The following is a 25132-nucleotide window of genomic DNA, read 5'->3' on the forward strand; positions in this document are numbered from 1 at the left end:
CTGGTCGGCTGACGTTGAGCGGGCCGGCGTGACACCGGCCCCCTCCATGCTCCCACGTCGCCCGCCCGCACCCGCTGCGCGGGCGAACCCCGCTACTCTCCCGGCGGCTCGACGAACAGGGCGGCGAGCCTCGGCAGCCGTCGGCGGGCCTCGTCCTCGTCGTCGAAGTCCCAGAAGTCGTTCAGATCCGGCACCGGGACCGGATCCCGGTCGGCCGGCAGGTCGGTCGCCGTCGCCTTCCGGTACGCGTCCCACGGCACGGCCAGCATCTCCGCGCAGGCGAACTCCTCGCCGGACAGCGACGCGGCCCGCACCTGCGGCAGCTCGGCCAGCGAATCCGGCTCGGCGACCGCCCGGGCGAAGACCGCCCGGCCCTGGGTCATCAACCAACCCCGGAAATGGTGGAAGCCGTCGCCGGAGACGCCCCCGTTGATCAGGTACGCCGCGCCCCACAGGTCCACCCGGTGCGACGCGGCCAACACGCGGGCCTGATGCCGCGCATACCCGACGATCTCCTCCGGGTCCCGCAGCGCGAGCAGGGCGACCGCCCGGGCGGCGACCGCGTGCGGCTCGCCCCCACCGCCGGTGCGCGCCTGGTCGATCAGCTGCCAGAAGTCGTCGGTCCTCATGGCCTGGCAGTCTCCCAGACGCCCGCACCGCTGCCCGTGGGCGGCGCGGGAGGACACCGCCACCTCGACACGTCCCGGTTCATCCGGGCAGTTTCGCCGGCCGGTACGACACTGGTGGAGTGCCCAGCTCACCGCCGTACCCGGAGACCGCCCGCCGGCCCGGCTGGTCCGCGCTGCCGGTGGGCCTGCGGGCCGCGCTCGCCGACCGGCTCGGCGCCCCCGTGGTCGCGGCCCGCGCCGCCACCGACGGCTTCACCCGCGGCTTCGCCGGCCTGCTGACCGCCGCCGACGGCGGGCGGGTCTTCGTCAAGGCCGCGCCCGGCGACTCGCACCTGACCCACTGGTACGCCCGCGAGGCCGCGATCCTCGACCGGCTCCCCGGCGACGTACCGGCGCCCCGCCCGCGCTGGACCCTGCACGAGGCGGGTTGGTTCGCGCTCGGTCTGGACGTGGTCGACGGGCATCCGCCCCGGCGCCCCTCGGACCCGGCGGAGCTGGCCACGATCCTCGCGGCGTACGCCGACCTGGCCACCGCCCTGGCCGACCCGCCCGACGACCTCGCCGCCCTCGGCCCGCCCCACCTGGCCGACCTGGCCCGTGACGACATCCTCCGCTGGCGCGACGTGGCGGCCGGCCGGGAGACGGTCCCGGCGCTCCCCGCCGGGCTGGCGCGAAGGCTCCCCGAACTGGTCGCGCTGGAGTCCCGCCTCCCCGAGTACGCCGCCGGTGCGCCCGGCCTGATCCACGGCGACCTGCGGCCGGACAACGTCCTGCTCGACCGGGACGGGCGGGTGTGGTTCTGCGACTGGACCTGGCTCTGCCACGGCCCGGCCTGGTTCGACCTGGTCACACTGCTGCTCGGCGGGTACGAGCCGGACAACCGCGGGGAGTCGCCGGGCGCCACCGGGCGGGCCGCGGCGAGCGCGGTGGATCCTCCCGGGCCGGCGCCGGGCCTCCCCGGGCCGACCGCCCCCGCGCCCGACCTCCCCGCGCCGGCCGCCCCCGCGCCCGACCTCCCCGCGCCGGCCGCCCCCGCGCCCGACCTCCCCGGACCGGCCTCCCCTGCGCCGGACGAACTCGGCTCGGCGTCGCCGGACATGCTGGGCCCGGCGGCGCTGGACGTCCTCGGGCCGGCGGTCCCCGGGCTGGATGCGGCCTTCGCGGCGCATCCGGCCGCCGCCGACGCTCCCCCGGACGTCCTGGACGTCACGCTGGCCGCCCTGGCCGGCTACTTCCTCACCACGGCGTCGTCGGTTCCGGACACCGCGACCGAGCACCTGGCGGTGCACCAGCGCCGCAGCGGCGAGGCGGCGCTCGCCTGGCTCGCGCGCCGCCAGGGTTGGGCCTGAACTCGCCGGCCCCGCCCCCGGCCCCGACGCCGGGCGGCCCGGGCTCCGGCCGACGGGAGGCGCTTTGGCCCGGCCCGGGGCAACCTGGTAACCTGACTCTTCGCGCGGCGATGACGCATGCTCGCGGCGCAGGCAAGCAGACCAACCCGAGCTATCAAGACGAGGCTGTCGCGTGGCGAACATCAAGTCCCAGATCAAGCGCAACCGGCAGAACGAGAAGCGCCGGCTGCGCAACAAGTCGGTCAAGTCGTCGCTGAAGACCGCCATCCGGAAGTTCCACGAGGCCGCTGAGGCGGGCGATGTGGAGAAGGCGACCGTGCTCATGCGGGACGCCACCCGCAAGCTGGACAAGGCCGCCAGCAAGGGCGTGATCCACGCCAACCAGGCCGCGAACCGCAAGTCCGCCATCGCCAAGCGCGTGGCGTCGTTCTCCGCCTGAGACATCAGACCTGACGGAGCCCCGGGTGCCGGACGCCCGGGGCTTCGACCTGTCCCGGGGCGCCCACGACCACTCCTCGCCGATCTTGCGCTGTCGGCTCTCGGCGTAACGGTCTTGTGGGGCACGAACTGCACGATCGCGCGGAGTCGCGCGACCGGGGGTGCTTCAGGTGGGTTTGGTCGGGGGGATCGGCCCGCGTACGGCGGGCTGGTTTGGCCCGACGGGCGGGGGTGGCCCGGCGGGCGGGGGTGGCCCGGCGGGCGGGGGTGGCCCGGCGGGCGGGGGTGGCCCGACGGGCGGCTCGGGTGCCGGGGTGGAGGCGATGACGACGCCGGGCACGCTGTGCCGGATCCAGTCCACCCGCGCGGTGCCGACCACCGGCTCCATCTGCCGGCGGAAGCGGTCCCGCTCCTGCTCGGGCACGAGCGCCGCGGAGCGGACGACCCGCGCCGCCACCAGGTCGTTGAGCTTCACCATCACGGCGACCGTCGCCGGCAGCACCAGCACCGCCCACCAGGTGACCAGCTCGGCGAGGGCGAGCAGCGCGGCGAGCGCGATCGCGCCCTCGAAGAAGACGAAGCAGAGCACCCCACCCGGGTTGACGAACCGCAGCCCGAGCACGCGCGCGTACAGCGGCCGGTAGCGGTCCTCGTCGACCGCCACGGTGGCCCACGACCCGGCTCCGGTCACCGGGTGCCGCCCTGCCGCGCTGCCGCGACCGTGAAGACGGCCCGCTCGAGGGCGTACGCCCGGTCGTCCGATCCACCCTTCACCGCCGCGTTGCACTCGGCGGCGGCCTGCATCGCCCGGACCAGGCCCTCCGGCGTCCAACCGCGGCTCTGGCGCTGCGCCCGCTCGATCTTCCAGGCCGGCATCCCAAGGGTGCTCGCCAGCTGGTACGGGCTGCCGCGCCCGGCGGAGGCGACCCGCGCCACGGTCCGTACACCGTCGGCCAGGGCGTCCGCGATCGGCACCGGATCCACGCCGACGTGCAGCGCCCAACGTAGTGCCTCGAGCGCGGCCGGCACGTCACCCACCATGGTCGCGTCGGCGACCGTGAACCCGGTCACCTCGACCCGTCCCCGGTAGTAACGGGCCACGGTCTGCGGGCTGATCTTCCCGTCGGTGTCGGCCATCAGCTGGGAGCAGGCGGCGGCCAGCTCACGCAGGTCGGTGCCGACCGCCGCGATCAGCGCCTCGGCGGCGTCGTCGGTGCACCGCCCGCCCGTCCGCCGGATCTCGTCCCGGACGAACGCCACCCGCTCACGGTGCCCCTTCAGCTTGGCCGCCGGCACGACCGTCGCGCCGGCCGCCTTGAGCCCGTCGGCGAACGCCTTGCCCTTGGCGCCGCCGAGGTGGAGCACGACCAGCTGCACGTCGGGGTCGGGGGTCTTCGCGTACGCGAGGAGCGCGCCGGTCAGGTCCTTCCGCGCGTCCTGGCCGGAGCGGAGGACGAGCAGCCGCCGCCCGCCGAAGAGCGACGGGCTCAGCATCTCCGCGATCTCGCCGACGGTCAGCGATCCGGCCTGGTACTCGCGGACGTCCACGTCCGGGTCCACGCTCCGGGCCCGGGCGACCGCCTCCGTGACCGCGCGCGTGGCGAGCAGCTCCTCGTCGCCGAGGACTAGCACAATGGGAGGGAGGCTGGCGGCGGTCACGCCGCCCATACTCGCACGGCCGGCCGCGAGCGCCAGCCTGCTCGTCGGCACTCCGGTGGTGGGCCCCGCACTCAGCGCAAATCCCGACATTCATCTCCGTTGCTGACTAACCGTAGCAATAGTCATCGATAGGACGCCCGCTCGGCTCCGCGGGTGACGACGCCCAGGCCGGACGCCCTGACCACGGTCGCCACGTCACCGTCGACGTCGGTACGCAGGACCCGGGCCCCGCCCCGCGCGAGCCGGCCCAGCACCGACGGATCCGGATGCCCGTAGGTGTTACCCGTCCCGACCGGGACGAGGGCGACCAGCGGGCGGACCGCGTCGAGGAACGCGGGATCCTGGTACGCCGAGCCGTGGTGGGCCACCTTCAGCACGTGCGACCGGAGCCCGCCGGGCGGGGGGCGGTCGAGCAGCGCACGCTGCTCCTCGGTCTCCGCGTCGCCGGCGAGAAGGATGCGCACCCCGGCGACCGTGGCCAGCAGGACCAGTGAGTTGTTGTTCGGATCCGACCGGGTGCCCCGCAACGGGGACGGCGGCCCGATGACGGTCAGCTCGACCTGACCGGCCCGGTAGCGCCAGCCGGCCGGGGCGGACCCGAGTTCGGCTGAGCCCGTCGCCGCCGCGCCCCGGACCAGATCCCGCCCGGCCGCCGGCTCCGGCCACGGCGGAGCCAGCACGGCGGCGACCCGGCGGCCCCGGAACACCCCGGCAACGCCACCCACGTGGTCGACGTGGAAGTGGCTGATCACCAGCAGCGGCACCTCCCGTACGCCAAGCCCGCGCAGGCAGCGGTCCACCGCACCCGGTTCCGGGCCGGCGTCCACCACCACGGCCCGCCCCTGCCCGACGGGCAGCACGACCGCGTCACCCTGCCCGACCGCGCATGCGACGACGACCCAACCTCCGGGCGGCCAGCCCGACGCCACGAGCCGCACCGGCAACGCGCCGAGCACGGCCGCGACGGCGGTCACCGCCACCAGCCGGCGTACGACCCGGCGCCGCGCCGCGACCAGCAGCGCGAGGGTCAGCCCGGACAGCAGCAGCGCCCCCGCCACGCCCTCCGGCCAGGGCAGCGTCCCGGCCGGTACGCGGGCTCCGTGGTGCGCCACGGTCACCAGCCACCACGCCGGCCAGCTGGCCAACCAGGTGACGAACCCGGCCCCCGCGGGCCAGAGCGGCGAGAGCGCCGCCGCCACGACGCCGAGCACCGTGGCGGGTGCGATGGCCGGCACGACCAGCAGGTTCGCCGGGACCGCGACGAGGCTGACCGTGCCCGAGATCCCCGCCACGACCGGGGCGCAGGCGAGCTGCGCGGCGGCGGGCACCGCGAGCGCCTCGGCGACTCCCGCCGGCACCCGGCGGCGCCGCAGCGCGTCCCGCCAGCGCGGCGCGAGCAGCAACAGCCCGCCGGTGGCGAGGACGGAGAGGGCGAAGCCGGCGTCCCCGGCCAGCTCGGGGTCGACGAGCACCAGCACGGTCACCGCCGTGGCCAGCGCCGGCAGCGCCGCGCGGGGCCGGCCGGCGGCGAGCGCGGCGAGACCGACCGCGCCCATCGTGGCCGCCCGTACCACGCTCGGTGAGGGCCGGACCAGGATCACGAAGCCCACCAGCGCGACCGCGCACAGCCCGGTCGCGAGCAGGGGCCCGGCCCGGCCCCAGCGGGCGAGCAGCAGCACGGCACCCACGATGATCGCGACGTTGGACCCGGAGACGGCCGTCAGATGTGTCATGCCGGTGGCGAGGAAGTCCTCCTCCACCGTGGCCGGCAACCGGCTCGTGTCACCAACCACCAGCCCCGGCAGCAGACCACCCTGCTCGTCGGGCAGCGGTTCGCAGGCGTCCTGCAAACCGGCGCGGAGCGAGCCGGCGGCCCGCTGGGCGCCCGGTGGCGTGCCGTGGAGCACCGGCGCCCGCGTCGACCGGAGGACGGCGGCGGTCAGGTCGCCGCCGTTGGGCGCGGCGAGCCGGCCCTCGGCGGTCACCCGCTGCCCGGGCAGCAGGCCCCGCCACGCCGGGTCGGTGGCGAGGAGCAGCATCCGCACCTGCGCCTCGACCCGGCGGCCGTCGGGACCGGTGACGCGGATCGACTCCGCCCGCACCAGGAGCATGGCCGGTCGTCCGGGCACGCCGCGTACCGGCCGGGGATCGTCGCGGACGACCAGCTCGGCGGTGACGGTTGACCGCTCGTCGACGAGGGCGCGCACCGGCGCGGCGTCCCGTACGGCCACCCGGGCCGCCGTGGCGCTCGCCCCGCACACGACGCCGAGCAGCACGGCGACGGCGATCCACCCGTACCGCCGGACCGGGGCGGCCGGCCGCCCGAGGAGCCCGAGCAGGTGCAGGACGCCGGCACCGGCCACCCCGGCGGCGGCCACGGCGACCAGCAGGGTCGTGCCGGCGCTCAGGTGCAGCCCGGCGAGCGCGGTGAGCCACGCGGCGACGGCCAGGCCGGCCAGCCGCAGGTCCGGAACGTCGTGCGCGGTCGTTCCGGACACCGCGTCGCCGGGAGCACCGCCCGGCCGGACCGCTGCGCTGCCCGAGAGCGCGGCCGGCCGCCCCGCGTCGGCCACCACCGGCCCGACCGCTGCGGCGTCGGCGGGCGCGACCCGTCGTGCCTCGTCGGCTGCCACCGGCCGGACTGCCTGGTGCCGCTGGTGGCCACGGCCCGCCGGCCGGCCGCTGCGCCCACTCACACCGTCACCAGGTCCTTGAGCTGCTCATACCGCGCGTCACCGATCCCGTCGACCTGGCGCAGGTCGCCCACCGACCGGAAGCCGCCGTGCTGGTCCCGGTGGGCGAGGATGCGCTGCGCGAGCACCGGCCCGACCCCGGGCAGCGCGTCGAGCTGCGCCAGCGTGGCGGTGTTCAGGTTGACCTTGCCGCCGGCGCCGGGGTCGGCACCCGGCGCCCCACCGCCCGGGACCGCTCCGCCCGGAGCCGCGCCAGCCGGAGCCGGAACCCCGACGAGGATGAGCTCCCCGTCGGCGACCTTGCGGGCCGGATTGAGCAGCGCGACGTCCACGCCCGGCAGCGCTCCCCCGGCCGCCTGCACGGCGTCGGCGACCCGGGCGCCGGCCGGTACGCGCACCAGCCCCGGTCGACGTACCTTGCCGGCGACCGCCACCACCAGCTCGCCGCCCGGCGTCGGCGTCGCCTCGGCCGGCGCGTCCGGGGCGACCGTGGCGGCATCCGCCACCGGCGCGACGGGCTCGACCTGCGGCCGGGAGCGCCAGGCCCAGAGACCGGCGCCGAGCACCACCAACACGGCGACGACGGCCAACGCGCGGACCCCGCGCCGGCCCGGGTCGAACGCGCCCGGCCCGGGCAGCACCCGACCCGTCGGCCGACCGTCGACGCCAGCGCCGAAGCCGTCAGCCGCGGCGGCCTCCGGCGCCGCCGGACGGACCGGTCCGGAATCGTCGTGCCACCCGGCCGGCTCGGTCGACGCCGCGCCACCGGACCATGCCCGGGAGACGCCCCCGTCGGCGCCCGCAGACCACGACCGGGAGACGCCCCCATCCGCACCGGCAGACCACGACCGGGAGACGCCCCCATCCGCACCGGCAGACCACGACCGGGAGACGCCCCCGTCCGCACCGGCAGACCACGACCGGGAGGTATCCCCATCCGTGCCACCGGACCACGACCGGGAGGTGCTCGCATCGGCGTCACCGGAGCCCGGGAAAGCGGCGCCCACGCCCTCCCCGGCCGGGCCCGGCCGGCCCGCGCCGAACCCTCCGACCACCCCCGTCGGCTCGATCAGGGGGACCGGCGCACCGACCGGCACGCCGCCCACCGGCGGCGACAGCAGCCGGTGCAGGCGCTCCCGCACCGCCGTCTCCTCGTCGTACGACACGGCGCGAGGTTAGGCCGCGACAGGCGGTAGCCGTGACCCGTGCGGGCGTCGCCTGTGGACAACGTCGTCGCTGTGGACAACGCCCTGATCATGCCCGTGCTGTGCTATGGCCGGCGCACGTACGGTCAACGGGCCTCGGGGTCGAGGCCGAGGACGGACCGGCCACCGTCGACCGCCAGGGTGACCCCGTTGACGAAGCCGGCCGCCGGGGACAGCAGCCAGGCCACCGCCTCGGCGACCTCCTCGACCCGGCCGACCCGGCCGACCGGGTGCAGCCGCCGTAGCTCGGCGTCGATCCACTCCGCCTCCGCGGGTTCCCGTCCGGCCAGGAAGGCGACGTGCCGTTCGGTGGCCACCGAGCCGAGGGCGACCGCGTTGGTGCGGATTCCGCGCGCGCCGTACTCGACGGCCAGCGCCCGCGTCAGGCCCTCCACGGCGGCCTTCGCGGTGGCGTACGGCAGGCAGCCCGGCACGGGCCGGCGGGCCTGGTGCGACGAGACGTTGACGACGGCCCCGGCGCTGCCGGCGGCGAGGAAGCGGCGGACCGCCACGGTGGCCCCGACCAGCGCCGGACGAAGATTGTTCGCGATCAGCTCGAACACCTCCGCGGCGGACGCCTCGTGCACCGACGCGTCCCGGAAGACCGCCGCGTTGTTCACCCACCCGGTCAGCGGCCCGGTCCGCTCGGCGAGGCCGGCGGCGTGGGCGGCCACGTCCTCGTCCGCGGCGTCGCCGACGACCGCGGCCAGCCGGTCACCGGCCGGGTGAGGGCTCACCCAGGCGACGGCCTCCGGAGCCCGCTCCAGGACCACGACGGTCTCGCCCGCGGCCAGGAGTCGTTCCACGACGGCGCGACCGACCCCGCGCCCGCCACCGGTCACCACATACGTCATCGCGGACCTCCTCCCAGACCCAGGCTGCCGGATGATGTCGCAGACGACTCAGCTCCACAGTGCCTCATCCGGCACCTCGACCGGACGCGGACCGCCATGACGTCCGCGGTCAGCGCGACACCGCGCAGCGCCGACGGCCGGGAGGGGCACAGCGACCCGTCCCGGTCACACCGGCCCGGACCCGGTCGCCGCGTCAGTCGGTCGCCGGGCGGCGGCGCACGACCACGCACGCCAGGCCCGGCCCCGCGTGCGCGGCGACCACCGCGCCGGCCTCGGAGACGTACGTGTCGTGCAGGCGGTCGCCCAGCCGGGTGGCCAGCGCCTCCCGCAGCGCCTCGGCGCGCTCGGGTGCCGCCAGGTGGTGCAGGGCGACGTCCACCTCCGCGTCACCGGCCGCCTCGACGGCGAGGTCGACCAGGCGGGCGACACCCCGGCTGGCGGTGCGCACCTTGTCCCTGAGGACGATCGCACCGTCCGGCATGTGCATGATCGGCTTCACCGAGAGAGCGGTGCCGAGCAGCGCCGAGGCGGCGTTGATCCGGCCGCCCCGGCGGAGGAACTCCAGCGTGTCGACGTAGAAGAAGACGGCGATCCGCTCGACGTCGTCCTGCGCGGCGTCGCGTACCCCGGACCGGCCGGCACCGGCCGCGGCGGCCGTGGCGGCGGCGACCGCCGGGAAGCCGACGCCCATGCCGCAGGAGCGGCTGTCCACCACCGCCACCCGGTCGCCGAACTCGGCCGCGGCCAGGCGGGCGGCCTCGACCGTGCCGGACAGCTCCGCGGACAGGTGCACCGAGACGATCCCGTCGGCGCCGCCGTCGAGGAGCCGGCGGTACGTCTGCGCGAACTGTTCCGGAGCGGGCCGGGAGGTGCTGACCGACACCCGCCGGCCGCTGAGCGCGCGGGTGGCGTCGGCCGGGAAGATCTCCACCCCCTCCAGCCCCTCCGCGCCGTTGAGCACGACGGTCAGGGGCACCACGGTGAGTGGGTGGGCGGCCAGCAGCTCGGGGGGAAGGTAGGCGGTGGAGTCGGTGACGACCGCGACGGGCATGCCGGAACGCTAACCGATCTCGCCCGGATCGCCGAGGCCGGACCAGGCCGCGCTCAGGTCGCGTCGGCCGCCGGTGCGGAGAGCGGGCCCACGTTGTGCGCCCGCAGGTGCCAGCCGCGCGCGTCGTCGTGGCGCAACTCGGTCCAGTGGCAGTTCTGCAGGGTGCCGATCGTCCGCAGGACGCCGTGGTCCCAGCCGAGCAGCTGGCCGACGCCCTGCCGGGCGCCGCCGCCGTGCGTGGCGACCACGACGGTGCCGCCGGGTGCGGCGTCGGCGGCCTCCTGGAGTGCGGCGCACAGGCGCTTGCCGAGGTCGTCCAGGGTCTCGATGCCGGCGCCCGGGTCCGGGTCGCCGGCCCGCCAGCGCGCGAACTCGGCCGGGTGGCGTTCGGCGGCCTCGGTGAGGAGGAGCCCCTGCCAGAGCCCGAAGTACCGCTCGCGCAGCCGCGGGTCGGTGCGGACCGGCAGCCCGGTCAGGGCGGCCAGCGCGGCGGCCGTGTCGGCGGCGCGGCTCAAATCGCTGGAGACGATCGCGTCCGGACGGCGCGTGGCGAGCAGCGGTGCGGCGGCACGGGCCTGCTCGCGGCCGAGATCGTTCAGCGGAACGTCGCTCTGCCCCTGTACGCGCCCGGCGGCGTTCCAGTCGGTGTTGCCGTGCCGCCAGACGATCAGCCGGGTCATTCGGTGGCGGCGCCGGACTCGGCGGCGGCGAGGTCCCGATCGACGAACGGGATCTGCGGGCAGTCCTTCCAGAGCCGGTCCAGCGCGTAGAACTCGCGCTCCTCGGTGTGCTGGACGTGCACGACGATGTCGACGTAGTCGAGCAGGACCCAGCGACCGCCCCGCTCCCCCTCGCGGCGGACCGGCTTGGCCTTCTCGGGCAGCTGGAGCAGCCGCTCCTCGATCGCGTCGACGACGGCGAGCACCTGGCGCTCGTTGGGGGCGGCGGCGAGCAGGAACGCGTCGGTGATGGCGAGCTGGTCACCCACATCGATGATGACGATGTCCTGCGCCTTCTTGTCGGCGGCGGCCTGGGCGGCGGCGGTCGCCAGCTCGTGTGCGCGTTCGGAAACTGTCACCGTTCTCCTTCGATCATCCGTGCGACCCTGCAAGCCTCTCACACCCGGGCGCGTCACGACCGGTCAGTTAAGCCGCGTCGAGGGCACGAACCACCGCATAGCGGGACAGATCACTGCTGGTAGAGGCGCCGCTTGGCGATGTACTGCACCACACCATCGGGCACCAGGTACCACACCGGTTCGCCCCGGGCGACCCGGGCCCGACAGTCCGTGGACGAGATCGCCATCGCCGGCACCTGCACCAGGCTCACCGTATCGGCGGGCAGGTGGGCGTCGGACAGCTCGAACCCCGGCCGGGTGACCCCGACGAAGTGGGCCAGCTCGAAGATCTCGTCCAGATCCTTCCAGGACAGGATCTTCGCCAGCGCGTCCGCGCCGGTGATGAAGAAGAGCTGGACCTTCGGGCCGTACTCGGCGTGCAGGTCGCGCAGCGTGTCGACGGTGTAGGTGGGGCCGCCGCGGTCGATGTCGACCCGGCTGACCTGGAAGCGGGGGTTGGAGGCGGTGGCGATCACCGTCATCAGGTACCGGTCCTCGGCGGGACTGACCGGCTCATCCGCCTTCTGCCACGGCTGGCCGGTCGGGACGAAGATGACCTCGTCCAACCCGAACCGGTCCGCCACCTCGCTGGCCGCCACCAGGTGCCCGTGGTGGATCGGATCGAACGTGCCGCCCATGATGCCGATCCGCCGGATGTCTTCCTCCACCCCGCGATCCTAGGCCGCTGGCGTCCCCGACCGTCCCCCGCCCACCGGCCGGCGCGGAAGGCCCGCGCCGGCCGGACACCGTCAGGCCGAGGCCGCGGCGACGGCGGTGCGGGCGACCAGGGCACGACGCAGGTCGTCGTCCCGGTCGACGACCCGCCGGCGCAGGCCGGGCGTGAGGTCGTCCCGGGTGAGCAGCGCCGCGACGGCCTCCCGGGTGCTCTGCGCGACGGCGTAGCGCGGGAAGGCGAGATCCGCGACCCGGTCCGCCACCCAGGGGGTACGCAGCCGCGCGGCGCCCGGCATGTCGGCGAAGTACCGCGCCACGTACGAGGCGGTCAACTCGGCCTGCTCGGGCTGCCAGAACCCCTCCGCCGTGGCCTCGACCAGACGGTTCGACAACTCCGTGTCGGCCACGATGATCTCCCAAGCGGCCTGCTTGGCACCCGCGTCGGGCAGCGCGGCGCGACAGCGGGCGGCCCGCTCGGCGCCGGTGGCGCTCCGGTCGGCGGCCGCCTCGGCGGCGATCTCCGCCGCGCCCGCCGCACCCAGCACCACCAGCCGGCCGAGCGCCGACCAGCGCAGCTCCGCGTCGACGGCGAGCCCGGGTGGCACGTCCCGGCCGGCCAGCCAACCGGTCAGCAGGTCGGCGTCGCTGGTCGCGGCGATCCAACCCCGCGCCGCGGCGAGCTGCAGCGAGCCGCCGGGGGGCGCGGTGGCCAGCAGCCGCCGGCAGGCCTCGGCGACCCGAGCCAGGGCGGTCGCGCGGGCGAGCGGGTCGAGGTAACGGTCGATCAGCGAACGGCTGAGCGTGAGCACGTCCTCGGCGATCACCACCTCGGTCTCGGCGGGCAGCGCCGCGGCGATCAGCTCCACCAGGGCGGTGACGGGTCGTTCCCCGTCGGTCGCGGCATCCAGCGCCTCACCCCACAGCAGCGCCCGCGCGAGCGGGTCGGGCAGGCCCGGCAGGACCAGCGGCACGGCCTCGGCCGAGGCGGGGTCGAGCCGGATCTTCGCGAACGTCAGGTCGCCCGCGTTGGGCAGCAGCAGCCGGGCGGCCGGCGTACCGGCCAGGTCGGCGAGCACCGTCCGGCCCCCGTCGGCGTCGGGGTCGAGGTCCACCTCGCGGTGCTCGACGCCACCGTCGGCCGCGTACCCGGCGACGCCGATCCGGTGCGGGCGCAGCACCGGGTGTGACTCGGGAGCGGTCTGCACCACGGCCACCTCGGTGTAGCGGCCGTCCGGCCCGACCGTGACCTCGGCGCGGAGCGTGTTGACCTGGGCCGCACGCAGCCAGCGATCTGCCCACCCGGTCAGGTCGCGCCCGCTGGTGGCCGAGAGGCTCTCCAGCAGATCGGCCAGGGTGGCGTTGCCGAACCGGTGCTTCGCGAAATGCGCGTTGAGCCCGGCCAGGAAGGCGTCGTCGCCGAGCCAGGCCACGAGTTGGCGCAGCACCGCGGCGCCCTTCGCGTACGAGATGCCGTCGAAGTTGAGCAGGCCCTGGGCGGCGTCGGAGACTTCCGCCGGTGCGACCGGGTGTGTGGACGGCCGCTGGTCGGCCGCGTACCCCCAGGCCTTGCGCTTCATCGCGAACGTCGTCCAGGCGCGGTCGAAGCGGGTCGCCTCGGCGGTGACCCGGGTGCCCAGGTACTCGGCGAACGACTCGTTCAGCCACAGGTCGTCCCACCAGCGCATGGTGACCAGGTCACCGAACCACATGTGCGCCATCTCGTGGGCGATGGTGGTGGCCCGCAGCTCGCGCTCGCTGTCGGTGACCGCGGAGCGGAAGACGTAGTCGTCACGGATGGTCACCAGACCCGGGTTCTCCATGGCGCCGGCGTTGAACTCCGGGCAGAACGCCTGGTCGTACTTGCCGAACGGGTACCGCTCGCCGAAGAGCTGGTGGAAGCGGTCCAGGCACCCCTTCGTGACGGTGAAGATCTCGTCGATGTCCGCGTCCAGGTGCGCGGCGAGCGAACGACGGCAGTAGACGCCGAGCGGGATCCCGTCGTGCTCGTCCCGGCGGACGTGCCACGGCCCCGCGATCAGCGCGACGAAGTACGTGGCGAGCGGCTCGGTCGGGGCGAACTCCCACCGCCCGGGCCGCGGGTTGGCGGCCAGCCGGCCGTTGGCGGCGACCGTCCAGTGCTCGGGGGCGGTGACCGTGAGGGTGACCGGCGCCTTCAGATCGGGCTGGTCGAACGCGGCGAAGAGGCGCTGCACCTCGTCGAGGAAGGACATCGCGTAGAGGTAGGTCTCGCCGTCGGCCGGGTCGACGAAGCGGTGCATCCCCTCCCCGGTGTTCGTGTACGCCATGTCGGCCTCGACCGTCAGCGTGTTGTCGGCGGCGAGGTCGGGCAGCGCCAGCCGGTTGTCGGCCAGCGCGGCGGGGTCAAGGTCGGCACCGTTGAGGCGTGCCCCGCGCAGCTCCGCGGGTTTGCACTCGACGAACGTCGCGGCGCCGGGGGTCGCCCGGAACCGGATGGTGACGTGCGAGCGGAACCGCTCGCCGCCGCCGGTCAGGTCGAGGTCCACCTGGTAGGACTCGACGGTAATCAGCGCGGCGCGCGCGGTCGCCTCTACACGGGTCAGGCTCGGCATCCGCTTATCCTGCCCGATGGGGATCCCGAACCGCTCCCCTGACCTGCGGCACTGGAGGACTGGACCATGACGACGCACCCCAAGGGCGACTTCGACCTTTCGCGGGCCGTCTGGCAGCGGGCCGAGGATGACACCTCGGACGGCGCCGTCGAGGTGGCGTTCGTCGACGACCTGATCGGCATGCGCAACTCCGCCGACCCGGACGGGCCGGTGCTGGTGTTCACCCAGGCCGAGTGGGACGCCTTCGTCGCCGGCGCCCAGGACGGCGAGTTCGACCTGGGCTGAGCCCCGACCTCCCGGCGGCCCGGCTGTCCGGCCCAGGCCGACGCCACGACCGCAGGGAGGTCGCGTCGACCGTGCGGCGGCCGACGCGCTCCACCTGCCGGCGCGGGATTCAGGGGCTCTGACCTGGGTAGTTGCACCACGAAGAGCGCCGAGCCCGAGCGGCGCTCAGCGGCGGCCGCCCGGTGGCGGACCAGCGTCAGGAGGAGCGATGGGGACGATGCCGGTGGATCGCAGCCCGGACAGCAGCCTCGCGTTCCTGCGGTCCGGCTACCGGTTCGTCGGCGAGCGGTGCGACCGCTACGGCACCGACATCTTCGCCACCCGTCTCCTGCTGAAGCGCACGATCTGCATGCGGGGGCGGCCGGCGGCCGAGCTGTTCTACGACGACGAGCGATTCGTCCGGGCCGGGGCGATGCCGAAGCGGGTCAAGCGGACGCTGACCGGCGTCGGCGGCGTGCAGGGGCTCGACGGCGCGGAACACGCGAACCGCAAGGCCATGTTCATGTCGCTCATGACGCCGAGCGCGGTCACCCGGCTCGGTCAGCTGTTCGAGGACGAGTGGCGGGCACGGATCCCGGTCTGGGAGACGTCCGGACCGGTGGTGCTCTACCAGGAGCTGGGCCGCATCGTGACCCGGGCGGTCTGCGCCTGGGCCGGTGTGCCGCTGCCCGAGTCGCAGGTGCGGCTGCGCACCGCGGAGCTGCACGCGATGATCGGGAGCGCGGCGGCGATCGGCCCCGGGCACTGGAAGGGCATGATCGCCCGACGCCTCGGCGAACGCTGGGCCGGCGACCTCGTCGACCGGGAGCGGGTCGGCACGCTGCCCGCGCCGGAGGGCAGCGCCCTGCGGGTGATCGCGGAGCACCGGGACCCGCGGGGGCGGCTCCTCCCCCGCCGGATCGCCGCCGTGGAGCTGCTCAACGTCCTGCGCCCCACCGTCGCGGTCGACCGCTTCGTCGTCTTCGCGGCACTGGCCCTGCACGACCACCCGGGCTGGCGCGAGCGGGTCCGCGAGAGCGCGGAGGTCAATGAGGCCTTCGTGCAGGAGGTACGCCGCTACTACCCGTTCTTCCCGGTCCAGGCGGCGCGGGTGCGGCGCTCCTTCGACTGGCAGGGCCACCACTTCCCCCGGGGCCGCCGGGTACTGCTCGACCTCTACGGCACCAACCACCACCGGGCGCTCTGGCCCGCCCCGGAGGAGTTCCGGCCGGAACGCTTCGTCGGTTGGCGCGGCGACCCGTTCAGCCTCGTCCCGCAGGGTGGCGGCGAGCACCTGGGCGGGCACCGCTGCGCCGGCGAGTGGGTGACCATCGAGCTGATGAAGCGGGCGGTGACCATCCTGACCAGCGCCATGTCGTACGACGTACCCCCGCAGGACCTCGCCCTGGACCTGGGCCGGATGCCGGCGCTGCCGCCGAGCGGATTCCTCGTCACCAACGTCCGGCGCACCGCCTGACCCGGGGTTTCCCGCGACCTTGTGGCCGCGGGAAACCCCGGGTCAGGGAGCCCGGACGGCACGTGGGAAGGCCCGCGAAGGGCGAGGTCAGGGGTGCGCGTGTTGCGCGCGGTCCTTGACGTCGTCGGCGGCGGAGCGGGTGTCGTGCTGGACCGTCTGGACGGCGTCCTGGGTGGTCTGCTTCACCGACTCGGCGGCCTGCTGCGCGGGCTCGCGCAGCTCCTCCTTCACCTCCTGCGCGACCTCGGTCAGCTTCTCCTTGACCGCACCGGAGTGCTCGCCGGCCCGCTCCTTGACCTGCGTCGCGACCTGCTGCTCACGCTGGCTGGCCGGGATCAGCGACGAGACCAGCCAGCCCACCCCGAACGCGACCAGGCCGGCGGCGAGCGGGTTGCCCTCCGACTTCCGCCGGATCATGTGCGGGGCCCGCTGCGCGGCGTCACTCACCGTCGACGCGGCCGAGTGCGCCTTGTCGCCGACCGCCGAGGCGGCCGAGGACGCGTGGTCGCCGACGGCGTGGGCGCCGTGCTTCGTGCTGTGACCGAGGTCGGACGCGCTTCCCATGACCTTGTCCCTCACATTCTGCAGCGCGCCACGGACCCGCTGCTTGCGGTCGTCGACGATGCGGCCCGGGCTGACCTTGTACGCCAGCGCGTCCACATCGGAGCTCAGGTTGCTACGGGTGGCTTCGATCTCCCGGCGGATCTGCTCGGGGTCGGTGCTCATCGGGTGACCTCCTGCGGGTGGGGCTTGAGCGCGTCGGGGATCCGCTGCACGCTGTCGTTGGTCTGCTTGAGGCCGCGGATCCGCTCCGCGTTCCTCTTCGCCATGGCGTAGAGGGCGGCGGCGATCCCGGCCCAGATGACGGCCACGATCAGGGCCGCCCAGCCGGCGTCCAGCACGTTGGACAGCCCGGCCCAGAGAGCCAGCGACAGGAACAGGGCGACCATGTAGCCGCCGAACCCGGCACCGCCGAAGAACCCGGCCGCCTTGCCGGCCTTCTTCCCCTCCTCGCGGATCTCGGCCTTGGCCAGCTCCACCTCCTGCCGCAGCAGCGTGGACAGGTCGGAGGTGACCTGGCGCATCAGCTCACCGACGGAGCTGTTGCGCACCTCGTCCGCGTCGTGCGGGTGATATCCCGGCGTGGTCATGCCACCGCCTCCCTTCGGTCGTGTCGGCCGGTCACGGGCGGGTGGTCCCGCTGGACGGCACGCCGGGCAGCGGGTCGGTCTGAGTCGCCGGGGGCAGCGGCTGCCCGGCCCCGCCGGCCGGGTCGGCGTAGCTGGTCCTGGTCTGCGGGTCGACGTACGCGCCCGGGGTGGGGTCGAGGTAGCCGCCCGGCGGGATCTGGTCGGGCACCGCCCGCGACGACGGGATGACCGCCGTACGCTCCGGGTCGTAACCACCGTCGGACGTCCCGCCGCCGTCGTCGCTCGCGGCCGAGAGGCCACGGGTCATCCGGCCGGCGAGCACGCCGAGAACGGCGGCGCCGACCAGGAACGTGCCCGGGTTGCGGCGGGCGTAGTTCCGGACCTCGGCGATCAGGTCGCCGGGCTCCCGCTGCTCCAGCCAGCCGGCGACACCGTGCACACGGTCGGCGGCCTGGCGGGCGAGTTCGCTGACCGGGCCGGCCTGGCCGCCCTGCTCCGCCATCGTGCGCATCTCGTCGGCGAGCGAGCGCAGCCCACCGGCGGCACGCCGCTGCTGCTCACCGGCCTGGCCGGCGAGCTGGCTGCGGGCCTCGCCGTAGAGGCTGCGCGCCTGCCGCCGGGCCTCCCCGACGACCTCACGGCCCTGCTCCTTGGCGGTCTCGGCGACCGCGCCACCGGCCTGCTTGGCCTCCGAGCCCACCTGGCGGGCCTGCTCGCGAGCCCCGCCGCCGTTCGCGGACTCCGACGCGTACGTGGAAGTAGTGGGTGACAGATCGTAGGTCATGATGTCCCTTCCGCTCGGATGACCGTCGCGGTCTTCTTGGGGGATGGACGGCGGTCGTACCGCCGCCGGCAAATGACCTACCCTGCATTTTTCCTTCCATACCTGATCCGCCGTTTCTCTGCGGGACGGCCCGCGCGGACTTCAAAATGGAGGATCGTCGGGCCCGGGTGTCGTCGCCGTCGCGGACAGCGACGGGCGATCCGCGCGACCGGTACCGCGGGCGGGGGTCCGCGGATCCACGGAGGTGCATGGATGGCACAGAACGCACGCGGGGGATCGAGGCACGCGGTCCAGATCGCCGCCCTCGCGGCGGCCGGGGTCTTCCTCCTCATCGGGGTACTCGGGTTCATCCCCGGCATCACCACCGACTACGGCGAGCTGCGCTTCGGCGGGCACCACTCGAAGGCGAAGCTGCTCGGCCTGTTCCAGGTGTCGATTCTGCACAACGTCCTGCACCTGGGTTTCGGCCTGGTCGGCCTGGTGCTGGCCCGCCGGGTGAGCGGCGCACGGCTCTTCCTGGCCGTCGGCGGCGTCCTCTACCTCGGCCTCTGGCTGTACGGATTCGTCATCGACCAGGAGAGCCCGGTCAACCTGGTCCCGCTGAACGACGCCGACAACTGGCTGCACCTGTTCCTGGGCTTCAGCATGCTCGCCCTCGGGCTGCTGCTCTCCAACCAGGTGGGCACCGGCGGCCGGCTCGACACACCGTTCGACCGGCCCTGACCGCTAACCGGCGTCGTCCACGTCCGGCTCGCCGGGCCCGATCTCGCCGGGCCCGATCTCGTCGGCCGGCCGCTGCCGCCGGGCCTTGCGGGACGCCAGCCGCTCGGCCGCCGTGGGCCGGTTCGACTTCTCCTCCAACCGGATGTCGGCGCCCCGCACGCCGGGCACGAACTCGGCGCCCGCGTACAGGGTGGGCTGCCAGTCGAACTCGCGGTCCCCGATCCGGACCAGGTCGCCGGGCTGGGCGCCGGCCTTGCCGAGCTTCTCCTCCACGCCGAGCCGGGCCAGCCGGTCGGCCAGGTAGCCGACCGCCTCGTCGTTGTCGAAGTTGGTCTGCCGCACCCACCGCTCCGGGCGGGATCCGCGTACGACCCAGGCGCCGTCGGGCGCGGCCTCGATGGTGAAGCCCGCGTCGTCGACCGCCTGCGGCCGGATGACGATCCGGGTGGGCTCGGCCGGCGGCGCCGCGGCCCGCGCCGCGTCCACCAGCTCCGCCATCGCGTACGTCAGCTCCTTCAGCCCTTCGCGGGTGGCCGCCGACACCTCGAACACCCGGTAGCCGCGGGCCTCCAGGTCGGGGCGGACGATCTCGGCGAGGTCCCGCCCGTCCGGCACGTCGACCTTGTTGAGCGCGACCAGGCGCGGCCGGTCAGCCAGCCCCCCGTACGCGGTCAGCTCCGCCTCGATCGTGTCGATGTCGGCCACCGGGTCCCGCTCGGTCTCCAGGGTCGCCGTGTCGACGACGTGCACGAGCACCGCGCAACGCTCGATGTGCCGGAGGAACTCCAGGCCGAGCCCCTTGCCGGTGGCCGCGCCCGGGATCAGGCCGGGCACGTCCGCGACGGTGAAGGTGTGGTTGTCCACCCGGACCACGCCGAGGTTGGGCACCAGGGTGGTGAACGGGTAGTCGGCGATCTTCGGCTTGGCGGCGGAGATCACCGAGATCAGCGACGACTTGCCGGCGGACGGGTAGCCGACCAGGCCGACGTCGGCGACGCTCTTCAGCTCCAGCACCACGTCGAGCTGCTCGCCCGGCTCGCCCAGCTCGGCGAAGCCGGGCGCCTTGCGGCGGGCGTTGGCCAGCGACGCGTTGCCCCGGCCGCCGCGCCCGCCGCGGGCCGCCTCGTAGGTGGTGCCGGCACCGACCAGATCGGCGAGCACCGTGCCGTCGGCGGTCTGCACGACCGTGCCGTTGGGCACCTTGAGGACCAGGTCGGCGCCGTTCGCGCCGTCCCGGTTCGACCCGGCGCCCCCCTTGCCGTTGGGCGCCTTGACGTGCGGGCGGAAGTGGAAGTCGAGCAGCGTGTGCACCTGCGGGTCGACGACCAGCGAGACGCTGCCGCCGTGCCCGCCGTTGCCTCCGTCCGGGCCACCGAAGGGCTTGAACTTCTCCCGGTGGATCGAGACACAGCCGTGCCCGCCGTCGCCGGCCTGCAGGTGCAGGACGACCCGGTCAACGAACGTCGTCACGCTGCCAATCCTTCCAGCGGAGGCCAGCCCCGCACGAGAAAAGGCGAAGCGGGCCGGGACACCAGGTCCGCGGCCCGCTTCGCCCGAGAACTACTGCTGCGGCACGATGCTGACGGTCTTGCGACCCCGCCTGGTGCCGAACTGGACCGCACCGGCGGCCAGGGCGAAGAGCGTGTCGTCGCCGCCGCGGCCGACCAGGTCACCCGGGTGGAACTTGGTGCCGCGCTGGCGGATGATGATCTCGCCCGCGTTGACGACCTGACCACCGAAGCGCTTCACGCCGAGCCGCTGGGCCGCGGAATCCCGGCCGTTACGCGAGCTGGACGCACCCTTTTTGTGAGCCATTGGAGGACGACCTACTTCCCGCTGGAGATGCCGGTCACCTTGACCTGGGTCAGCGGCTGGCGGTGACCCTGGCGCTTGTGGTAGCCGGTCTTGTTCTTGAACTTGTGGATCCGGATCTTCGGGCCCTTGGTGTGCGCGGCGATCTCGCCGGACACCTCGACCTCGGCAAGCTTCGCCGCGTCGGTCACCAGGTCGTCACCGTCGACGAGGAGCACCGCGGCGAGCTTCACCGCGTCGCCGGGGGCACCGGCGAGCTTCTCGACCTCGATCACGTCGCCCTCGGCGACCTTGTACTGCTTGCCGCCGGTCTTGACGATCGCGTACATCGGAGGCGGACTCCCTGTCGTTGAGGCTGCTGGCGGTCGTTCCCACGGCGGCTCGCCGGGCGGCTGAGGCACGGCGGCGCGGGCACGCGGGAACTCGGCACACAAGAGTGCGCCGCAGGCAAGCGTACGCCATGCTCGGGCCGACTCCCAAACCGGGCCGGCCGGAACGCTCCCAGCCTACCCCGCGCGACGACGAGGGCCCCCGCCCGTCGGGGCGGAGGCCCTGCTGCCGTACCGGAGACCGGTCAGGGGCGGGTACGCCGCCGCGCGCTTCCCCGGCGCGAGCGCCGGCGGCCGGTGCCGCCCTCGGACTCCTCACCGTCCCCCTCGCCCAGCGCGTCCGGGTCGTCCGGCGCCGCGAGCCGCGCCGAGTCGCCGGTCTGGGCCTCCGCGATGTCCGGAGCGGCCGCCGTCTCGGTCTCGTACCGGGACAGGTCGTAGCCCATCGTGTCGTAGTACTCCGGGTCCGACCCGGTGGTGGTGGCGTCGGTGGTGGCGATGACCTCGGCCGGGCTCTCGGTCTCGGCGACCTCGACCACCGTCCGCTCGGCCGGGGCGCCCTTGCGCGCCCGGCGGCGGGAGCCGGCCTCGGCGGCCGGGGCGGCCGAGGCGACGGCCTTGACCTTCTCCCCCGCCCCGCCCGAGCGCGGCTTCTCCGGCACCGGCTCGGTGTGGATGATCAGCCCCCGGCCCTTGCAGCACTCGCAGGTCTCGCTGAACGCCTCCAGCAGGCCGGCGCCGATCCGCTTGCGGGTCATCTGCACCAGGCCGAGCGAGGTGATCTCGGTGACCTGGTGCTTGGTGCGGTCCCGGCCCAGGCACTCGGTCAACCGGCGGAGCACCAGCTCGCGGTTCGACTCCAGCACCATGTCGATGAAGTCGATCACCACGATGCCGCCGATGTCGCGCAGCCGCAGCTGGCGGACGATCTCCTCGGCGGCCTCCAGGTTGTTCCGGGTGACGGTCTCCTCCAGGTTGCCGCCGGCCCCGGTGTACTTGCCGGTGTTGACGTCCACCACGGTCATCGCCTCGGTGCGGTCGATCACCAGGTGGCCGCCGGACGGGAGGAAGACCTTCCGGTCCAGGCCCTTGAGGATCTGCTCGTCGATGCGGTACTCGGTGAACACGTCGGTGGTGCCCACGTGCCGCCGCAGGCGGGCGACCAGGTCCGGCGAGACGTGCGACAGGTATGACTCGACCAGGTCGTAGGCGCCCTCGCCCTCGATCACCAGCTCCCGGAAGTCCTCGTTGAAGAGGTCCCGGACGACGCGGATGACCAGGTCGGGCTCCTCGTAGAGCAGCACCGGCGCGCCGCCCTCGGCGGCCTTCGCCTGGATGTCCTCCCACTGCGCCTGCAGCCGCTTGACGTCACGGGCCAGTTCGTCCTCGCTGGCGCCCTCGGCGGCCGTGCGGACGATCACACCCGCGCCGTCGGGGACCAGCTTCTTCAGCGCGTCCCGCAGGCGCTTGCGCTCGTTGTCCGGCAGCTTGCGGCTGATCCCGGAGGCGTTGCCGCCGGGCACGTACACGAGGTGGCGGCCGGAGAGCGCGACGTGGCTGGTCAGCCGGGCGCCCTTGTGCCCGATCGGGTCCTTGGTGACCTGCACGAGCACCGAGTCGCCGGACTTGAGCGCCTGCTCGATCGACCGGGCCCGGCCCTCCAGGCCGGTGGTGTCCCAGTTGACCTCGCCCGCGTACAGCACAGCGTTGCGGCCCCGGCCGATGTCGACGAACGCGGCCTCCATGCTGGGCAGCACGTTCTGCACCTTGCCCAGGTAGACGTTGCCGGCCATGGTGGCGGACGAGTTGCGGGTGACGTAGTGCTCGACCAGCACGCCGTCCTCGAGGACGGCGATCTGCGTCCGGTCGCCGCGCTGCCGGACAGCCATCATCCGGTCCACCGACTCCCGCCGCGCCAGGAACTCGGCCTCGCTGAGGATCGGCGGCCGGGTACGGCGCTGCTCGCGACCGTCGCGGCGCCGCTGGCGCTTCGCCTCGAGGCGGGTCGAGCCGGAGACCCCCTGCACCTCGTCGACGGTGCGGCGCGGCTCGCGGATCTTCACGACGGTCGGCACGCCGTCCTCGGCGGTGGCCTCGACGTCGCCCGCGCCGCGGCGGCGGCGCCGCCGCCGGCGGCGGGTCAGCCCCTCGCCGTCCTCGGCCTCGGGCTCCTCGGCTTCGGCCTCCTCCGCCTCCGCCTGGACGGCGCCCTCGGCCTCCTCGTCCTCGATCTCCTCGGCGCCGCCCTTACCTCGGCCACGACCGCGGCGGCCGCGCCGCCGCCGGCGGCGACCGGCGGCCGTCTCGTCCTCGTCCTCGTCCTCCTCCTCGGCGGCCGCCACGACCTCCTCGGTCGGCTCCTCCTCGGCCTCGACGGCCGCCACGGGCTCGACCGGTTCGACGTCGCGGCGGCCCCGCCGACGCCGGCGTGCCGGCTCGGCCGGCTCCTCGGCGGCGGGCTCCTCGGCGGCCGGCGCGGGCACGATCTCCTCCGGCTGCGGGGCCATGAACAGCACGGTGGGGGCGGAGAGCACGGCGCGCCGGCGGCGCCCCGGGCGCTCCGGCTCGGCCTCCTCGGTGGCCCCGCCCACGGTCACGCCGGGCGGCACCTCGCCCGCGCCGCTCCCGGCGCCGCTGGCCGGCGGCGGCTGCGCCGCGCCGAACTCCGTGCCGGCCTCCGGCTCGACCTGCTCCGCCTCGGCCTGCTCCTCCTCGGCGACCAGGTCGGCGGCGGGCTCGGCCGCCGCCGGGGCGACCGGCTCCGAGGTCGGCTCCGCGACCGGCTCGGTCGCCTCGGGTTCGGCGGCCTCGGTCGCCGCGGCCGGCTCGGCCGCCGCGGGGGCCGCCTTCCGGCGGCGGGTACGCGTCACCTTCACCGGTGGCACGACCTCCGCCGTCGCCTCTTCCGCCCCGTCGACCGCCGGCCGCTCCTCGGCGGCCTTGGCCGTCGTGGCCTTCCTCCGGCGACGGGTCGCCTTCGCGGGGGGCTCGCCGTCACCGGCGATCGGGGCGAGCACCTCCGCCTGGGGGGCCTCGCCGCTGCCCGCCGCCGCGGCGGCGCTGCCGGCGTCGACGGGGGCGTCGGTCTGCTCCGGCCGGTTCACCGGGGTGGCCCGCTTCCGGCTGGCCCGCTTACGCGCCGGGGCCACCGGCTCGCCCAGTTCGGCGACGCCGGTGCCGGCCGTCTCACTCGGCGCCGGACCGGTCGCCTCCGCCGGGGCGACGCCCGACGGCTCGGGCGGGGTGGCGGCGGCCGGCTCGCCGGCGGCCGGGGTGCCCGCCGAGGCGGCGGGGACGCCGCGCTCGGCGGCGGGGTGCTCGGCGGTCTCGCCGGCCGGCTGGGAGCCGGTGCGTTCGCCGCCCTCGGGCTCGTTCTCGAGCATGGAGGTTCTCCAGTTCTGGCTGCCCCGGGCGCGGGTGAGCGCTGCCACGCAGGGTCGCCGCAAAAGGTGTTTCCGCCGCTCGCGCGAGCCGCGCGAGCGCCGAAGTCTGCCTAGCCGGGCACCGACCGTCGGTCAGTGCCCACCGATGGTTGCCCCGTCACGGTCCGCGTCCAACGGATCCGCGATCGCACCCTGCGCGGTCAACGTGCCCTGAGCCAGCCGGGTCACCCGAGGCGAGACCGGCGGCTCCAGGTCGGCCACCACGCGGAGGCCGGAAAGGACGTCATCGGGCCGGACGGCGGGGGTGACCTGCCGCACGACCAGTTCGAGTATCGCACACGGTACCGCCGCGACCCCGGAAGGCGTCTCCGTCGGCGCCACCACATCGACGGAGATGACCGCCGCCCGGGCGTCGAAGGTGCGTCGGCCCTGCTTGGTCATTCGCTCGACCAGCACCTCGTCCGCCGCGGTGAAGGCGGCGACCGCCTTGTGCAGCAGGGCCGACTCGACCTCGGGCAGCTCGATCCGCCAGTGTGACGCGTCGATCCGGTCGGCGAGGCTCCCGCCGGTCGCCACCACGGCGTCCAGCACGTCGAGCCCGGGCGAGAGGGCGGCGTCGAGGGCGGCGCGCAGCTCCGCCGGGTCGACCGCCTCGCGCAGCCCGATCTCCAGGTACTCGGCCTCACTCGCCACCCCCGTGGGCGCGGCGCTGGCGTAGGAGATCTTCGGATGGGGGGTGAAGCCCTGGGAGTATGCCATGGGCACGCCCGCCCGGCGCAGCGCCCGCTCGAAGGCGCGCGCGAAGTCCCGGTGCGAGGTGAACCGCAGCGGCCCCCGTTTGGCGTACCGGATGCGGATGCGCTGGACGACCGGCGCCTGCCCGCCCTCCGGCTGTGGTTTTCTGATGATCGTCGTGCTCCTCGGGTGTCGGGCCGGCGGAGGTCGCCG

The 25132-nt window shown here is 74.9% G+C and carries 23 protein-coding genes and 1 pseudogene; 5 read left to right on the forward strand and 19 right to left on the reverse strand.

Annotation, left to right across the window (positions count from 1 at the left end; genetic code table 11):
• Nucleotides 1-92: 92 nt before the first annotated feature.
• On the reverse strand, nt 93-629 hold the full coding sequence (locus tag EV376_RS29000; RefSeq protein ID WP_130328289.1) for a DUF4240 domain-containing protein: 537 nt from the start codon (nt 627-629) through the stop codon (nt 93-95).
• A gap of 119 nt (nt 630-748) precedes the next feature.
• On the opposite strand from EV376_RS29000, the gene EV376_RS29005 reads away from it, so the two are divergent.
• Nucleotides 749-1978, forward strand: coding sequence for an aminoglycoside phosphotransferase family protein (locus EV376_RS29005; protein ID WP_130328290.1), 1230 nt, complete (start codon nt 749-751; stop codon nt 1976-1978).
• Between the two features lie 172 nt (nt 1979-2150).
• Nucleotides 2151-2417 (forward strand): 30S ribosomal protein S20, encoded by a 267-nt coding sequence (rpsT, locus tag EV376_RS29010; protein WP_130328291.1) that lies wholly within the window; start codon nt 2151-2153, stop codon nt 2415-2417.
• A 165-nt stretch (nt 2418-2582) separates the two neighbouring features.
• On the opposite strand, the gene EV376_RS29015 is transcribed toward rpsT, so the two are convergent.
• The 10 genes and pseudogenes from EV376_RS29015 to pepN all read right to left on the reverse strand — a co-directional run bounded on the left by EV376_RS29015 (nt 2583) and on the right by pepN (nt 14261).
• Nucleotides 2583-3107 carry a hypothetical protein gene (locus tag EV376_RS29015; protein ID WP_486482837.1) on the reverse strand — a complete coding sequence of 175 codons (525 nt, stop codon included), beginning with the start codon at nt 3105-3107 and terminating at the stop codon, nt 2583-2585.
• A complete protein-coding gene (holA, locus tag EV376_RS29020; RefSeq protein ID WP_130328292.1) occupies nt 3104-4084 on the reverse strand; it encodes a DNA polymerase III subunit delta in 981 nt (326 codons plus the stop codon). Before holA ends, EV376_RS29015 begins: the two co-directional genes overlap by 4 nt.
• Nucleotides 4085-4197: 113 nt before the next feature.
• Nucleotides 4198-6573 carry a ComEC/Rec2 family competence protein gene (locus EV376_RS29025; protein ID WP_130328918.1) on the reverse strand — a complete coding sequence of 792 codons (2376 nt, stop codon included), beginning with the start codon at nt 6571-6573 and terminating at the stop codon, nt 4198-4200.
• Nucleotides 6574-6767: 194 nt separating this feature from the next.
• Nucleotides 6768-7493 (reverse strand): annotated as a pseudogene (locus EV376_RS29030) (ComEA family DNA-binding protein); the annotation flags it as partial.
• A gap of 566 nt (nt 7494-8059) precedes the next feature.
• On the reverse strand, nt 8060-8827 hold the full coding sequence (locus EV376_RS29035; RefSeq protein WP_130328293.1) for an SDR family oxidoreductase: 768 nt from the start codon (nt 8825-8827) through the stop codon (nt 8060-8062).
• 193 nt (nt 8828-9020) lie between these two features.
• Complete coding sequence (locus tag EV376_RS29040; RefSeq protein ID WP_130328294.1) at nt 9021-9878, reverse strand: DegV family protein; 858 nt, start codon at nt 9876-9878, stop codon at nt 9021-9023.
• A 53-nt stretch (nt 9879-9931) separates the two neighbouring features.
• Entirely contained in the window at nt 9932-10558 is a 627-nt protein-coding gene (locus tag EV376_RS29045) for a histidine phosphatase family protein (RefSeq protein ID WP_130328295.1), read from the reverse strand.
• On the reverse strand, nt 10555-10956 hold the full coding sequence (rsfS, locus tag EV376_RS29050; protein WP_130328296.1) for a ribosome silencing factor: 402 nt from the start codon (nt 10954-10956) through the stop codon (nt 10555-10557). The genes EV376_RS29045 and rsfS overlap by 4 nt, the downstream gene beginning before the upstream one ends.
• A gap of 110 nt (nt 10957-11066) precedes the next feature.
• The gene (gene nadD / locus EV376_RS29055) at nt 11067-11663 is read right to left on the reverse strand and encodes a nicotinate-nucleotide adenylyltransferase (protein WP_130328297.1); all 597 of its coding nucleotides are present in this window, start codon (nt 11661-11663) and stop codon (nt 11067-11069) included.
• An 81-nt stretch (nt 11664-11744) separates the two neighbouring features.
• Complete coding sequence (pepN, locus tag EV376_RS29060; protein WP_130328298.1) at nt 11745-14261, reverse strand: aminopeptidase N; 2517 nt, start codon at nt 14259-14261, stop codon at nt 11745-11747.
• Between the two features lie 66 nt (nt 14262-14327).
• On the opposite strand from pepN, the gene EV376_RS29065 reads away from it, so the two are divergent.
• Together EV376_RS29065 and EV376_RS29070 are read left to right on the forward strand one after the other, a co-directional pair.
• Nucleotides 14328-14546 (forward strand): DUF397 domain-containing protein, encoded by a 219-nt coding sequence (locus tag EV376_RS29065; protein WP_130328299.1) that lies wholly within the window; start codon nt 14328-14330, stop codon nt 14544-14546.
• A 208-nt stretch (nt 14547-14754) separates the two neighbouring features.
• A complete protein-coding gene (locus EV376_RS29070; protein ID WP_130328300.1) occupies nt 14755-16002 on the forward strand; it encodes a cytochrome P450 in 1248 nt (415 codons plus the stop codon).
• Between the two features lie 87 nt (nt 16003-16089).
• On the opposite strand, the gene EV376_RS29075 is transcribed toward EV376_RS29070, so the two are convergent.
• Genes EV376_RS29075 through EV376_RS29085 form a run of 3 tightly spaced genes read right to left on the reverse strand, consistent with a single transcriptional unit; the run spans nt 16090 to nt 17937 of the window.
• Nucleotides 16090-16728 carry a DUF3618 domain-containing protein gene (locus tag EV376_RS29075; protein ID WP_130328301.1) on the reverse strand — a complete coding sequence of 213 codons (639 nt, stop codon included), beginning with the start codon at nt 16726-16728 and terminating at the stop codon, nt 16090-16092.
• Complete coding sequence (locus tag EV376_RS29080; protein ID WP_130328302.1) at nt 16725-17153, reverse strand: phage holin family protein; 429 nt, start codon at nt 17151-17153, stop codon at nt 16725-16727. The genes EV376_RS29075 and EV376_RS29080 overlap by 4 nt, the downstream gene beginning before the upstream one ends.
• Before the next feature lie 31 nt (nt 17154-17184).
• Complete coding sequence (locus EV376_RS29085) at nt 17185-17937, reverse strand: hypothetical protein (protein WP_130328303.1); 753 nt, start codon at nt 17935-17937, stop codon at nt 17185-17187.
• 252 nt (nt 17938-18189) lie between these two features.
• On the opposite strand from EV376_RS29085, the gene EV376_RS29090 reads away from it, so the two are divergent.
• Nucleotides 18190-18660, forward strand: a complete 471-nt coding sequence (locus tag EV376_RS29090; RefSeq protein WP_130328304.1) for a DUF4383 domain-containing protein — start codon at nt 18190-18192, stop codon at nt 18658-18660.
• Nucleotides 18661-18663: 3 nt separating this feature from the next.
• On the opposite strand, the gene obgE is transcribed toward EV376_RS29090, so the two are convergent.
• The 5 genes from obgE to EV376_RS29115 all read right to left on the reverse strand — a co-directional run bounded on the left by obgE (nt 18664) and on the right by EV376_RS29115 (nt 25036).
• Nucleotides 18664-20130 (reverse strand): GTPase ObgE, encoded by a 1467-nt coding sequence (gene obgE, locus EV376_RS29095; protein ID WP_130328305.1) that lies wholly within the window; start codon nt 20128-20130, stop codon nt 18664-18666.
• 90 nt (nt 20131-20220) lie between these two features.
• On the reverse strand, nt 20221-20475 hold the full coding sequence (gene rpmA / locus EV376_RS29100; RefSeq protein ID WP_130328306.1) for a 50S ribosomal protein L27: 255 nt from the start codon (nt 20473-20475) through the stop codon (nt 20221-20223).
• An 11-nt stretch (nt 20476-20486) separates the two neighbouring features.
• On the reverse strand, nt 20487-20801 hold the full coding sequence (rplU, locus tag EV376_RS29105) for a 50S ribosomal protein L21 (RefSeq protein ID WP_117229528.1): 315 nt from the start codon (nt 20799-20801) through the stop codon (nt 20487-20489).
• 245 nt (nt 20802-21046) lie between these two features.
• Nucleotides 21047-24184, reverse strand: a complete 3138-nt coding sequence (locus tag EV376_RS29110; protein WP_130328307.1) for an Rne/Rng family ribonuclease — start codon at nt 24182-24184, stop codon at nt 21047-21049.
• Nucleotides 24185-24316: 132 nt separating this feature from the next.
• On the reverse strand, nt 24317-25036 hold the full coding sequence (locus EV376_RS29115; RefSeq protein WP_130328308.1) for a TIGR03936 family radical SAM-associated protein: 720 nt from the start codon (nt 25034-25036) through the stop codon (nt 24317-24319).
• Nucleotides 25037-25132 lie beyond the last annotated feature (96 nt).

The sequence above is a fragment of the Micromonospora sp. CNZ295 genome (genome assembly GCF_004217535.1).